Origin of the sequence: Stutzerimonas nosocomialis (assembly GCF_005876855.1) — a bacterium.
Lineage (GTDB): Bacteria > Pseudomonadota > Gammaproteobacteria > Pseudomonadales > Pseudomonadaceae > Stutzerimonas > Stutzerimonas nosocomialis.
Genome location: NZ_QLAE01000001.1, coordinates 256,647 through 269,417 on the forward strand (window position 1 = coordinate 256,647; position 12,771 = coordinate 269,417).

Genomic DNA, 12,771 nt, shown 5'->3' on the forward strand with positions numbered 1-12,771 from the left:
TACAGCGACACTGAAAAAGGCGCCCCTCGTGGGCGCCTTTTTCGTTTGTCTGTCATCTGCGGTTCAGGCGTCCTGTCCTGCGCCCGGCCCCCTGCCACAGGTCGAGGTGGCGCGGGTGGTGGATGGCGACACCCTGCGCCTGGCCGACGGGCGCAGCGTTCGGCTGATCGGGCTGAACACGCCGGAGCTCGGCGGGGGCGGGCGGGCAGAGGAACCCTTCGCCGTGTTGGCGCGGCGAGAACTGGAGGCGCGGGTCCGGGCCAGTGGCGGGCGCGTCGGCCTGCAGGTCGGCGCCGAAGCGAAGGACCGCTACGGTCGCACCCTGGCGCATGTCTACGACAGCGCGGGTGCGAGTCTCGAAGCGGCGCTGCTTGGTGAAGGGCTTGGTTACTTCGTTGCTCAGGCGCCCAATGTCGAGCTCTGGCAATGCCATCAGGCCGCCGAGCGGCAGGCGCGCGAGGCGGGCCGAAACCTCTGGCGCAAGCCCTCCGTTCTTGCGCCCGATGCCCTCGCCCAGGCGGGCTTCGCGCTGATCGAGGCGCGGGTGGAGCGCGTCGAGCGCAACCGGGGCGGGGTATGGCTCGAGCTCGAAGGGCCGGCGGTCCTGCACATCGCGATGCGACACCTGGACAGTTTCGACAGCGCTGCGCTCGACGCCCTGGCCGGTCGCCGGGTTCAGGCGCGCGGCTGGGTGATCGAGCGCAGAGGCGTCAGGGCAGGGCAGGCCCGCTGGATGCTGCCGATCACCCATCCGTCGATGCTGGAGGCGCGCGACTGAGTCATCGCTCGGAGCGATCGGCATGACGCTTGGCGGGGTGGGCGTTCTCGCTTGGCACCGGGGTTCCGCTGTCGGTCATAACGTAAGCGCCTTTTCGGCTGGCGTGCCCGTGGCGTCTGGGCTGCGGCGGTGGCAACCTTGTGAGGGCCCACCTTCTTGCGTATGCTCGACCGTCTGTCTGTTCCAGTAAAACAAGCGGAATGCCAACATGACCGACCTGAAAACTGCCGCGCTCGAGTATCACTGCCAGCCCCGTCCCGGGAAGCTGAGTGTCGAGCTGACCAAGCCCACCGCGACTGCCCGCGACCTGTCCCTGGCATACAGCCCTGGTGTCGCCGAGCCCGTGCGCGAGATCGCTCGCGATCCGGAGCTGGCCTTCAAATACACCGGCAAAGGCAACCTGGTCGCAGTCATTTCCGACGGTACGGCTATCCTGGGTCTCGGCGATCTCGGCCCGCTGGCCTCCAAGCCGGTGATGGAAGGCAAGGGCGTTCTGTTCAAGCGCTTCGCCGGCGTCGATGTCTTCGACATCGAAGTGGATGCCGAAAGCCCGCAGGCTTTCATCGACACCGTCAAGCGTATCTCCATCACCTTCGGTGGCATCAACCTCGAAGACATCAAGGCGCCTGAGTGCTTCGAGATCGAGCGTGCGCTGATCGAACAGTGCGACATTCCGGTCTTCCACGACGACCAGCACGGCACAGCCATCGTGACCGCAGCCGGCATGCTCAACGCGCTGGAAATCGCCGGCAAGTCGCTGGAATCGGCTAAGATCGTCTGCCTTGGCGCCGGTGCTGCAGCCACCTCCTGCATGAAGTTGCTGGTGAGCATGGGCGCGAAGATCGAGAACATCTTCATGATCGACCGCAAGGGCGTGATCCATGCCGGGCGCGACGATCTGAACCAGTACAAGGCCGTGTTTGCCCATGAAACCGACAAGCGCACCCTGTCCGATGCGCTGGACGGCGCCGATGTGTTCGTCGGTCTTTCCGGAGCCAATCTGCTGAGCCCGGAAAACCTCAACCGCATGGCGGCCAACCCGATCGTGTTCGCCTGCTCGAACCCTGATCCGGAAATCAGCCCCGAGCTGGCCCATGCGACGCGCTCCGACGTGATCATGGCGACCGGTCGTTCCGACTACCCGAACCAGGTCAACAACGTGCTGGGCTTCCCGTTCATCTTCCGTGGTGCTCTGGACGTGCGCGCCAAGCGCATCAACGAAGAGATGAAGATCGCCGCTGCGCTGGCCCTGCGTGACCTGGCCAAGCTGCCGGTGCCGGCCGAAGTCGCCGCAGCCTATGGTGTCGACAGCCTGGAGTTCGGTCGCGAGTACATCATTCCCAAGCCGATGGATCCTCGCCTGATCACCCTGGTATCCGACGCGGTCGCCAAGGCGGCGATCGAGACGGGCGTGGCCACGCTGCCATATCCGAAGCACTATCCGCTGCAGTCGGTAAACGACGTGTTCAACGGCTGATCGCCGCAGACCGCCGAAGACAAATGAAAAAACCCCGCTGATGCGGGGTTTTTTTTGCCCGTTGCCGCGTGCCGGATGCTTCGTCTCGATGCGTCCGGCTGGCGGTCAGAACAGGTCCAGCGGTGCGGCTTCGGATTCGGGCAGCGGTGTGCCGGGAATCTGCAGGCCGCCGTCGAACTCGCCCATGGAGGGCGGCGAGTCCTCGTACTTGAACAGCTCGAAGTACGCATCCGGCGTGCCGGGCGATGCGGCACGACCGCTGACCGGATCGATGCGCAGGGTCGTGATGCCGTCGGGTTCGGGCGGCAGGTGCTCCGGTCGACCTTCGAGCACCGCCGACATGTAATGCATCCAGATCGGCAGAGCGACCGTGCCGCCGTATTCGTTGCGCCCGAGGCTCTGGGGCTGGTCGAAGCCGGCCCACACCGTAGTGACGAAATCGGCGTTGTAGCCGGAGAACCAGCTGTCGATCGAATCGTTGGTGGTGCCGGTCTTGCCAGCGAGATCGCCACGGTTCATCGCCAGCGCCCGGCGGCCCGTGCCCTTCTTGATCACGTCCTGCAGCATGCTGGTCATGATGTAGGCGGTGCGCTCGTCGATCACCTGTTCGGCGGCGATCGGGGTCTGCGCGTCCGGGGCGTCTGCCGCGGCGTGCTGGCCGACGGTTTCGGCCTTGGCGGAGGGCTGTTCCGTGGCGCCGACCCGTGGCGGGTTGGCCTGGAAGATCACCTTGCCTTCGCGGTCTTCGATGCGCTGGATCAGGTACGGCTGGATCTTGTGCCCGCCGTTGGCGAAGGTCGTCCAGCCCGTGGCGATTTCCATCGGCGTCAGGGTGGCGGTACCCAGTGCGAGCGAAAGATTGCGCGGCAGGTCCTGGCGATTGAAGCCGAAGCGGGTGATGTAGTCGATGGCGTAATCGATGCCGATGGTCTGCAGCATCCGGATCGAGACCAGGTTGCGCGATTTGTACAGGGCCTCGCGCATGCGGATCGGCCCCAGGAAGGTGTTGTTGTCGTTCTTGGGGCGCCAGACGCGATCCATGCCCTGCTCGGTAAACACGATGGGGGCGTCGTTGACCATGCTCGCGGCGGTGAAACCGGCGTCCAGCGCGGCGCTGTAGATGAACGGCTTGAAGCTCGAGCCGGGCTGGCGCTTGGCCTGGACGGCACGGTTGTAGCTGCTCTGGTCGAAAGAGAAGCCGCCGACCAGGGCTTCGATCGAGCCATCCTGCGGGTCCAGTGACACCAGTGCCGCCTGGGCAGCGGGGATCTGACTGAACAGCAGGGATTCGTCCTGCTGACGCACCCGAATGACGTCACCTGGTTTGACCACATCGGCTGGGCGCTGCGGCCTTGGGCCCAGGCTGTTGGTACCCAGATGGGGGCGGGCCCACTTCATGCTGTCCCAGGCGACTGGCTGTTCGGTGCCGTCGCGCAGCAGCACCATGATGCCGCTGTTCTCCACCTGGGTGACCACGGCGGGCAGCATGCCGGAAACCGCCCGGCGCTTGCCGAGCTCGGTCAGCCACTCTTCGCGGGACCGGCCTTCCAGTCGGGCTTCCGGGCCGCGGTAGCCGTGGCGCTGGTCGTATTCGATCAGGCCGGTATCGAGCGCGGCGTTGGCGGCCAGTTGGCGCTCGCTGGTGATGGTGGTGTAGACCCGATAGCCCTCGGTGTAGGCGTCGCTGCCGTAACGGCCGACCATTTCGGCGCGGGCCATCTCGGCGATATAGGCGGCGTTGAGCTCCGGCGCGGCGAAGTGATACTTGGCGTCGACCGGCTCGGCGAGGGCCTCTTCATAGCGCGCCTGGTCGATGGAGCCCAGGCGCCGCATACGTCCCAGGATCCAGTCGCGACGCTCCTTGGAGCGCGTCGGATTCACCAGGGGGTTGAATGCCGAAGGGGCTTTCGGCAGACCGGCTATCATCGCCATCTGCGCGAGGCTCAAGTCTTTGATGGATTTGCCGTAATAGACATGAGCGGCTGCTTCGATCCCGTAGGCGCGGTTGCCGAGGTAAATCTTGTTGACGTAAAGCTCGAGAATTTCGTCCTTACTCAGCTCGCGTTCGATCTGCAGTGCGAGCAGGATTTCGTTGATCTTGCGGGAAAAGCTCCGTTCGCTGGTGAGGAAGTAATTCTTCGCGACCTGCATGGTGATGGTGCTGCCGCCGGTCTGGATCTGCCCGCTCTTCAATATTTGCGTGGCAGCGCGCATCAGGCTGGTCAGCTCGACGCCATAATGGTTCGCAAAGTTGTCATCCTCTGCCGCGAGCAACGCATGGATGAAGTCCTTCGGGATCTCGTCGAAGCGAATCGGCGACCGGCGCATTTCCCCGAATTCTGCAATCAGCTTTTCATCACTGCTGTAGACCCTCAGCGGGATCTGGAGCTGGATGCTGCGAAGTGCGTCGACGGAAGGCAGGTTGGGGCTTAGATAAAGGAAGGCACCGCTCAAACTGAGCAGCAGTCCGCAGAAAATAGCTAAGCCAGACCAAAGGAAAAACTTCAGGAAACGCATCAAGGTTCTTGGGGTTCCAGGTGGGTAAAGTGAGTGCTGCCGGAGGCGATGCTGAAAGGGAAAAACCGTTCACATTATAAGCGGTTTTTTTGCTGGGGAGCCATTTGCGCTTCTGTCAAGACTGTTATCTAATGTGGAAAAACATAATTAATCCGTAAGTACCGGATTCAGATAGGAAATCGGTCGTGCTAGGGCTCTTCACTAAGAAAGCGAATACGCTGCTTGGGATCGATATCAGTTCGACCTCAGTCAAGCTCCTCGAATTAAGCCGCTCCGGCAGCCGCTACAGGGTAGAGGCCTACGCCGTGGAGCCGCTTCCTCCAAACGCAGTCGTCGAAAAGAACATCGCCGAACTCGAAGGTGTCGGCGAGGCGCTTGCGCGCGTGCTGGCGAAAGCCAAGACCGGCGCGCGCTCGGTTGCCGTGGCGGTGGCCGGTTCGGCGGTGATCACCAAGACCATCGAGATGGAGGCGGGCCTGTCCGACGACGAGCTGGAGAATCAGCTCAAGATCGAGGCGGACCAGTACATTCCCTATCCGCTCGAGGAAGTGGCGATCGACTTCGAGGTTCAGGGCTTGGCGCGTACGCCTGAGCGGGTCGAGGTGCTGCTTGCCGCATGCCGCAAGGAAAACGTCGAAGTACGCGAAGCGGCCCTGGCGCTCGCCGGGTTGACCGCCAAGGTGGTCGACGTCGAGGCCTATGCACTGGAGCGGGCATATAGCCTGCTCGATGCCCAGCTCGGCGGCAGCCATGACGAGCTCACCGTGGCGATCGTCGATATCGGCGCCACCATGACCACGCTCAGCGTGCTGCACAACGGGCGTACCATCTATACCCGCGAGCAGTTGTTCGGTGGCCGCCAGCTGACCGAAGAGATTCAGCGCCGTTACGGTCTCTCCACCGAAGAGGCCGGGCTCGCGAAGAAACAGGGAGGCCTCCCGGACGACTATGACAGCGAAGTGTTGCAGCCGTTCAAAGAGGCGGTCGTCCAGCAGGTATCCCGCTCGCTGCAGTTCTTCTTTGCGGCCGGCCAGTTCAACGATGTCGACTACATTCTGCTCGCCGGTGGCACGGCTTCGATTCCGGGCCTCGATCGGTTGATTCAGCAGAAAATCGGGACCCAGACTCTAGTCGCCAATCCTTTTGCCGATATGGCCTTGAGCAGCAGGGTCAACGCCGGTGCGTTGGCCAGTGACGCGCCCGCTTTGATGATTGCCTGTGGTCTGGCGATGAGGAGTTTCGACTGATGGCGCGGATCAACTTACTTCCCTGGCGTGAACAGCTGCGTGAAGAGCGAAAGCAGCGCTTTCTCGTCACTCTGGTGGGCGTGCTCGTCGTCTCCGCCGGACTCGTCTTCCTGGGTGACCAATACCTCGAAGGCGCCATCAGCCAGCAGCAGGCGCGCAATGATTTCGTCCGCAAGGAGATCGCCGTTCTCGATGCTCGGATCAAGGAAATCAGCGAACTCAAGCAGCGTCGTCAGCAGCTGCTCGAGCGGATGAAGATCATCCAGGATCTGCAGGGCAATCGTCCGATCATCGGTCGCGTATTCGACCAGCTGGTACGGACGCTTCCGGATGGTGTGTATTTCACCGGCCTGAAGATGACCGGCAAGAACATCGCCATCGTGGGTGCGGCCGAGTCGAACAACCGCGTCTCCAATCTGATGCGTAACCTCGATGGCTCCGAGTGGCTCCAGGCGCCCAACCTCAACGAGGTCAAGGCTGTGACTGCTGGTGCAGTGGAGCAGGCCAACGTCTTTCAACTCACCGTGCAGCAAACGCAGCCAGTGGTCGCTACGGAAGGAGCCAAACAATGAGCTTGGCTAAATCGCTGGAAAGTCTGCGCCAGGTCGATCTTGCCGACCTGGACATGAACAACCTGGGCTCCTGGCCCGCGCCGGTAAAGGTCATTGCCTGCATTCTGGTGTTTATTGCAGTGCTCGCGCTTGGCTATAACTTTCACCTGAAAGATATTCAGGCTCGGCTTGAGCGAGAACAAAGCCAGGAAGAAACGTTGAAGCAACAGTTTTCCACCAAGGCGTTCCAGGCGGCGAATCTGGAGGCCTATATCGATCAGATGAAGGAGATGGAAACTTCCTTCGGCGCCATGCTGAGGCAGTTGCCCAGCGATACCGAAGTGCCTGGCCTGCTTGAAGACATTACCCGGACCGGCCTCGGCAGTGGCTTGGAGTTCGAGGAAATCAAATTGCAGCCTGAAGTAGTCCAGCAGTTCTATATCGAATTGCCCATCGACATCAAGGCGGTCGGTACTTACCACGATCTTGCGACTTTCGTCAGTGGCGTCGCCAGTCTGCCGCGCATCGTCACGCTGCACGATTTCGAGCTGAAGCCGGAAAGCGCCGAAACCACTTCGCGGCTGCGGATGAGTATTCGGGCCAAGACCTATCGTTATAACGACAAGGGGGCGCAGCAATGAACAGCGTCCGTTTGATTTCACTCAGCCTTTCTTTTGCTGTACTCGCCGGCTGTGGCAGTGGCGGCAACTTCGCTGACCTGCAGGCCTATATGGATGAGGTCAGGGCCAAGCCCAAGGGTTCGATCGAGCCGCTACCGGCCTTTCAGCCTTACGAAGCCTTCACCTATAGCGCTTCTGCGCTGCGCAGTCCATTCCAGCCGCCGGTCAAGATCGATCTCGCCCGACAGCAGAAAGGCACCAAGGATATCCGTCCCGACGATACGCGTATCAAGCAGTTCCTCGAGGGCTTCAATATCGAGAACTTCACCATGGTGGGTTCGCTGTCCAACGACGGTGGCATGTACGCCTTGGTCCAAGGGGCTGGCGGCGTGCATCGGGTGCGTGTCGGCGATTATCTCGGGCGCAACCATGGGCGCGTCGTTTCCATCAATGAAGCCGCTGTGGATGTGCTTGAGATCGTGCCCGACGGGGACGGTGGATGGCTTGAACGTCCCCGGAGTTTGACCCTGAAAGAGCGCTCCTGAGCGCGGGATAAATAATGGAAAACCTATACCGGTCTGCACAACGGAAGCCTCTTATGAACAGCACCTTATCTCGCCTCGGTTTGTCCATGCTGGCGGTCTTCATATCGCCCGCGCTGCTCGCGGCCAACCTGACGGCCCTCGACGTGGCGTCGCTGCCGGGGGATCGCGTCGAGCTCAAGCTGGGTTTCGACGAGCCCGTCGCCAATCCTCGTGGCTATACCATCGACCAGCCGGCGCGTATCGCGCTGGACCTGCCTGGCGTTTCGAACAAGCTCGGCGCGAAGAATCGTGAACTGGGTGTGGGCAATGCCCGCAGCGTCACGGTTGTCGAAGCCAAGGATCGTACGCGCGTCATCGTCAACCTGACCTCGCTGGTCCCGTATTCGACCCGGGTCGACGGCAAGAACATGTTCGTGGTCCTGGGCGAAAGTGCCGGCGCGCCGGCTGCGGTTTCCGCCGCGCCAGCCACGGCTCCGGTTGCGTCGGCGCCGGTGGTGCGCGCTGCGGCGGGCAAGGCCATCAGCAATATCGACTTCCAGCGCGGGGAAGACGGCGCGGGTAACGTGGTCATTTCGTTGTCCGATCCGTCGGTCAGCCCGAGCATCGAAGAGCAGGGCGGCAAGATCCGCGTGTCCTTTGCCAAGACTCAACTGCCGGAAGCCTTGCGCGTGCGTCTGGACGTGCAGGATTTCGCGACGCCGGTGCGCTTCGTCAATGCCTCCAGCAAGTCCGACGGCGCCGACATCGTCATCGAGCCAAGTGGCTTCTACGATTACCTGGCTTATCAGACGGACGACAAGCTGACCATCAGCATCAAGCCGTTGACCCAGGACGACATGGAGAAGCGCAAGGCCGAGCGGTTCGCCTATTCCGGCGAGAAGCTGTCCCTGAACTTCCAGGACATCGATGTGCGCTCCGTGCTGCAGCTGATTGCCGACTTCACGGATCTCAACCTGGTTGCCAGCGATACCGTCCAGGGCAACATTACCCTGCGTCTGCAGAACGTGCCCTGGGACCAGGCGCTGGATCTGGTCCTGAAAACCAAGGGCCTGGACAAGCGCCAGGTAGGCAATGTGCTCCTGGTCGCACCGGCTGACGAAATCGCTGCACGGGAACGTCAGGAGCTCGAAGCCAAGCGTCAGATCGCCGAACTGGCCCCGTTGCGCCGCGAAGTGGTTCAGGTGAACTATGCCAAGGCTTCGGATATCGCCAAGTTGTTCCAGACCGTGACGACCAGCGCGGGGCAGGCCGATGATCGCGGTTCGATCGCCGTTGATGACCGCACCAATAACATCATTGCCTATCAGACCCAGGAGCGCCTGGACGAGCTGCGCCGGATCGTGACTCAGCTGGACATCCCGGTTCGTCAGGTGATGATCGAAGCGCGCATCGTTGAAGCCAACGTCGATTACGACAAGGCGCTCGGTGTACGTTGGGGTGGCAACCTGACCTCGGGTAATTCGACTATCTATGGCAAGGATGGCGCTACCACCTTCATTGATGGAGACCGTAATCAGCCTCGGTGGCCAGGTACCGATACCGTCGGCAACGTAACTGCCGCCGAAGGTATCGCTCCGGTTCCTTTCGTGGACCTGGGGGCTCAGGGTACGGCTGGCCTCGGCATTGGCTTCATCACCAACAATCTGATCCTTGACCTGCAACTGTCTGCGATGGAAAAGACCGGTAACGGTGAAATCGTCTCGCAGCCGAAAGTCATGACCGCTGACAAGGAAACCGCCAAGATCCTGCGTGGCTCGGAAATTCCTTACCAGGAAGCCAGCTCCAGTGGCGCGACTTCGACTTCGTTCAAGGAGGCGGCCCTGTCGCTGGAAGTGACGCCGCAGATCACGCCGGACAACCGTGTGATTCTCGAAGTGAAGGTGACCAAGGACGCGGCGGACTTCCAGCGTGCTATGAACGGTGTGCCTCCGATCAGCAAAAACGAGGTCAACGCCAAGGTGCTGGTGGCTGACGGCGAGACCGTGGTGATCGGGGGCGTGTTCTCCAATACCCAGACTCAGGCTGTCGACAAGGTTCCGTTCCTGGGCGACCTGCCTTATCTGGGTCGGCTGTTCCGTCGCGACATCGTGTCCGATGCCAAATCGGAGCTGCTGATTTTCCTCACTCCGCGTATCCTGAATCATCAAGCCATTGCAGTGAGCCGCTGATTTAGGTGCAGAACACCATACTTGTGGGCCCGATGGGTGCTGGTAAAAGCACCATCGGGCGTCTTCTTGCCAAAGAGCTTCGCATCCCGTTCAAGGATTCCGACAAGGAAATCGAACAGCGTACCGGGGCGAGCATTCCGCTGATCTTCGATGTGGAAGGTGAGCAGGGATTCCGCGAGCGCGAGCATGCGGTCATTGCCGATCTTTGCCGTCTGGAAGGATTGGTGCTGGCGACCGGCGGCGGGGCTGTTCTGCGTGACGACAACCGTCGGGCTTTGCGCGCCGGCGGTCGGGTCGTCTACCTCTGTACTTCGGTCGAGCAGCAGCTCGATCGAACCGCTCGGGATCGCAACCGCCCGCTTCTGCGTGCAGCCGATCCGGAGGCCATCCTGCGTCAGCTGATGGCTGTGCGCGACCCTCTTTATCGAAGCATCGCCGACATCATCGTCGAGACGGACGAGCGTCCGCCGCGTCTGGTGGTGATGGAAATCCTCGATCGCCTGCAGGGGCTCATGCCCCGTGAAAGCCGCGACCAATCTGCGCTATCCTAGGGCCCTTTGAGCGGGGGTGTCATGCAGACTCTTGAAGTCGATCTTGGCGAGCGTAGCTATCCCATTCATATCGGCGACCAGCTGCTCGGTCGTGGTGAGCTCTTTGGCGAGCACATTGGCGGCAAGCAGGTCGCGATCGTTACCAACGAGACGGTTGCGCCCCTGTACCTGGACCGCCTGATTGATTCGCTCTCCGGCGTGGCGGTGACGCCTGTCGTGCTTCCCGATGGCGAGGCCTACAAGAACTGGCAGACGCTCAATCTCATCTTCGATGCACTGCTTACGGCCCGGCTGGACCGCAAGGTCACCCTCATTGCGCTCGGCGGCGGTGTCGTCGGTGACATGGCCGGCTTTGCGGCCGCCTGCTATCAGCGGGGGGTCGATTTCATCCAGGTGCCGACGACGCTGCTGTCGCAGGTCGACTCCTCGGTGGGGGGGAAAACCGGTATCAACCACCCGCTGGGCAAGAACATGATCGGTGCGTTCTACCAGCCGCAGGCGGTGATCATCGATACCTCGACCCTGTCCACCCTCCCTCCTCGCGAGCTGTCCGCGGGCCTTGCCGAGGTGATCAAGTACGGATTGATCTGTGACGAGCCCTTCCTCGGCTGGCTCGAAGAGCACGTTCAGGCACTGCGTTCGCTTGATGCGGCTGCGCTGACCGAAGCCATTCGGCGCTCCTGCGCCGCCAAGGCGAGGGTGGTCGGGGCGGACGAGCGGGAGTCGGGTATTCGAGCCATTCTCAACCTGGGCCATACCTTTGGTCACGCCATCGAAACCCATCAGGGTTATGGCGTATGGCTGCACGGCGAGGCCGTCTCCGCGGGTACGGTGATGGCGCTGGAAATGTCCTGCCGCCTCGGTTGGCTGTCGGCTGCGGATCGCGACCGTGCGGTGCGCCTGCTGGCGCGCGCCGGGTTACCCGTTACCCCTCCAGCCGACATGACGCCCGAGGATTTTCTGCGCCATATGGCCGTCGACAAGAAAGTCATCGATGGGCAGCTGCGTCTGGTGCTGCTCAAGCGCCTGGGAGAGGCTGTCGTAACCGCCGATTTCCCCCGTGAAGTGCTGGAAGCCACCTTGCGCGCCGATTACGACGCGCTGCTGGCTCAGCTAGGAGTCTAAGAATTTCCATGACCAGTTTGTCCGCTGACGAGTCCTACCTGAGCCATTATGGGTTCAGTCACGACCCCTTCGCCGCTCGCGTGCCGGGCTTCAAGTTCTTCCCTGCCCAGCGCAAACCGGTGTTGGGCCAGCTGCACCACCTCGCTCGTTACAGCCAGCTCCTGCTCGTGGTCACGGGGCCGGCCGGCAGTGGCAAGACACTGTTGCGCCAAGCGCTGGTCGCCAGCACCAACAAACAGGCGGTGCAAAGCGTCGTGGTGGCCCTGCAGGACGCTACCGGACCGGGCGATCTGCTGCAGCAGATCGCCCAGGGGCTGGGCGTCAAGCGCGCGGACTTCGACGGCATCATGGCGCAGATCGTCCAGCTGGCCTTGACCGGTCAGGAAGTCTACCTGCTGTTCGATGACGCCGAGCTGCTCAGCGACGATGCCGTGGAGCTTCTGCTGCGGCTGGCGGCGGGCAGTCCCGAGGCGCGGCCGCATGTGTTTCTTTTCGGCAAGGCGACCCTGGTGGCCCGGCTCGAGGTACTGGCCGATGGCGAGGAGCGCTATCACGCCATCGAGCTGCAGCCGTACGACGAAGACGAGACGCGCGATTACCTCGCGGCTCGCCTGGAGGGTGCCGACAGCAGTCTCGACGTGCTGAGCGAACAGCAGGTCGAGGATATTCACGCCGAATCCGGCGGCTGGCCGGGAAAGATCAACCAGGTGGCACGCGAGGTGCTGATCGAGGCGATGCGGGTATCGCGCAAGGGGGGCGTCAAGGGCGCCGGTTTCGCCCTGCCGAAAAAGCATCTTCTCGCAGCGGCGGCTGTGCTGGTGGTGATCGCTCTCGCGCTGGTGTTCCGAGGTGGCAGCGAGGAGACCGAGCTGGCGGGAGACGAAGCCGGGCAGTCGCGTGGAACCGCCATCGAATTCGCGGGAAACAATCAGCCGGTGCCGTTGCCGCTCGGCAGTGACCCGCAGCCGGTGATGCGCGAGCCATTGGCCGCCGCTTCGGGTGGCGAAGAGGAGGACTATGCAGGCGGCGTCGACGAGCCTGCCCCTCAGCTCGATCCGCCTGTGGCTGCCGTGCCTGCCCCTTCGCAGCCGGTCGAGGCGCCGCGCCAGACCGTCAACGAGACGCCTCCGCTAGCTGCGGCTGCACCCTCGGCACCGGCACCGGCACCGGCACCGGCACCTGCTCCCGCCCC

At 62.4% G+C, this 12,771-nt stretch carries 11 protein-coding genes; 10 read left to right on the plus strand and 1 reads right to left on the minus strand.

All coding sequences use genetic code 11. From position 1 onward, the window contains the following. The first annotated feature begins 10 nt into the window (after positions 1-10). On the plus strand, positions 11-778 hold the full coding sequence (locus DN824_RS01125; RefSeq protein WP_138406565.1) for a thermonuclease family protein: 768 nt from the start codon (positions 11-13) through the stop codon (positions 776-778). Positions 779-986: 208 nt separating this feature from the next. Further along, a complete protein-coding gene (locus DN824_RS01130; RefSeq protein WP_138406550.1) occupies positions 987-2,255 on the plus strand; it encodes a malic enzyme-like NAD(P)-binding protein in 1,269 nt (422 codons plus the stop codon). A 105-nt stretch (positions 2,256-2,360) separates the two neighbouring features. On the opposite strand, the gene DN824_RS01135 is transcribed toward DN824_RS01130, so the two are convergent. Next, a complete protein-coding gene (locus tag DN824_RS01135; RefSeq protein ID WP_138406551.1) occupies positions 2,361-4,772 on the minus strand; it encodes a penicillin-binding protein 1A in 2,412 nt (803 codons plus the stop codon). Positions 4,773-4,957: 185 nt separating this feature from the next. Between DN824_RS01135 and DN824_RS01140 the strand changes: the two genes are divergently transcribed. The 8 genes from DN824_RS01140 to DN824_RS01175 all read left to right on the plus strand — a co-directional run. Beyond that, on the plus strand, positions 4,958-6,019 hold the full coding sequence (locus DN824_RS01140; protein ID WP_138406552.1) for a pilus assembly protein PilM: 1,062 nt from the start codon (positions 4,958-4,960) through the stop codon (positions 6,017-6,019). Further along, on the plus strand, positions 6,019-6,591 hold the full coding sequence (gene pilN, locus DN824_RS01145) for a type 4a pilus biogenesis protein PilN (protein WP_138406553.1): 573 nt from the start codon (positions 6,019-6,021) through the stop codon (positions 6,589-6,591). Before DN824_RS01140 ends, pilN begins: the two co-directional genes overlap by 1 nt. Continuing rightward, positions 6,588-7,211, plus strand: coding sequence for a type 4a pilus biogenesis protein PilO (gene pilO / locus DN824_RS01150; protein ID WP_138406554.1), 624 nt, complete (start codon positions 6,588-6,590; stop codon positions 7,209-7,211). Before pilN ends, pilO begins: the two co-directional genes overlap by 4 nt. Continuing rightward, complete coding sequence (gene pilP, locus DN824_RS01155; protein WP_138406555.1) at positions 7,208-7,735, plus strand: type 4a pilus biogenesis lipoprotein PilP; 528 nt, start codon at positions 7,208-7,210, stop codon at positions 7,733-7,735. Before pilO ends, pilP begins: the two co-directional genes overlap by 4 nt. A gap of 53 nt (positions 7,736-7,788) precedes the next feature. After that, a complete protein-coding gene (locus DN824_RS01160) occupies positions 7,789-9,903 on the plus strand; it encodes a type IV pilus secretin PilQ (protein WP_138406556.1) in 2,115 nt (704 codons plus the stop codon). A 5-nt stretch (positions 9,904-9,908) separates the two neighbouring features. Continuing rightward, positions 9,909-10,454 (plus strand): shikimate kinase AroK, encoded by a 546-nt coding sequence (aroK, locus tag DN824_RS01165; protein WP_138406557.1) that lies wholly within the window; start codon positions 9,909-9,911, stop codon positions 10,452-10,454. 21 nt (positions 10,455-10,475) lie between these two features. Further along, positions 10,476-11,579, plus strand: coding sequence for a 3-dehydroquinate synthase (gene aroB / locus DN824_RS01170; RefSeq protein ID WP_138406558.1), 1,104 nt, complete (start codon positions 10,476-10,478; stop codon positions 11,577-11,579). 8 nt (positions 11,580-11,587) lie between these two features. Then, on the plus strand, positions 11,588-12,771 hold a 1,184-nt coding region (locus DN824_RS01175; protein ID WP_138406559.1), incomplete at its 3' end, for an ExeA family protein.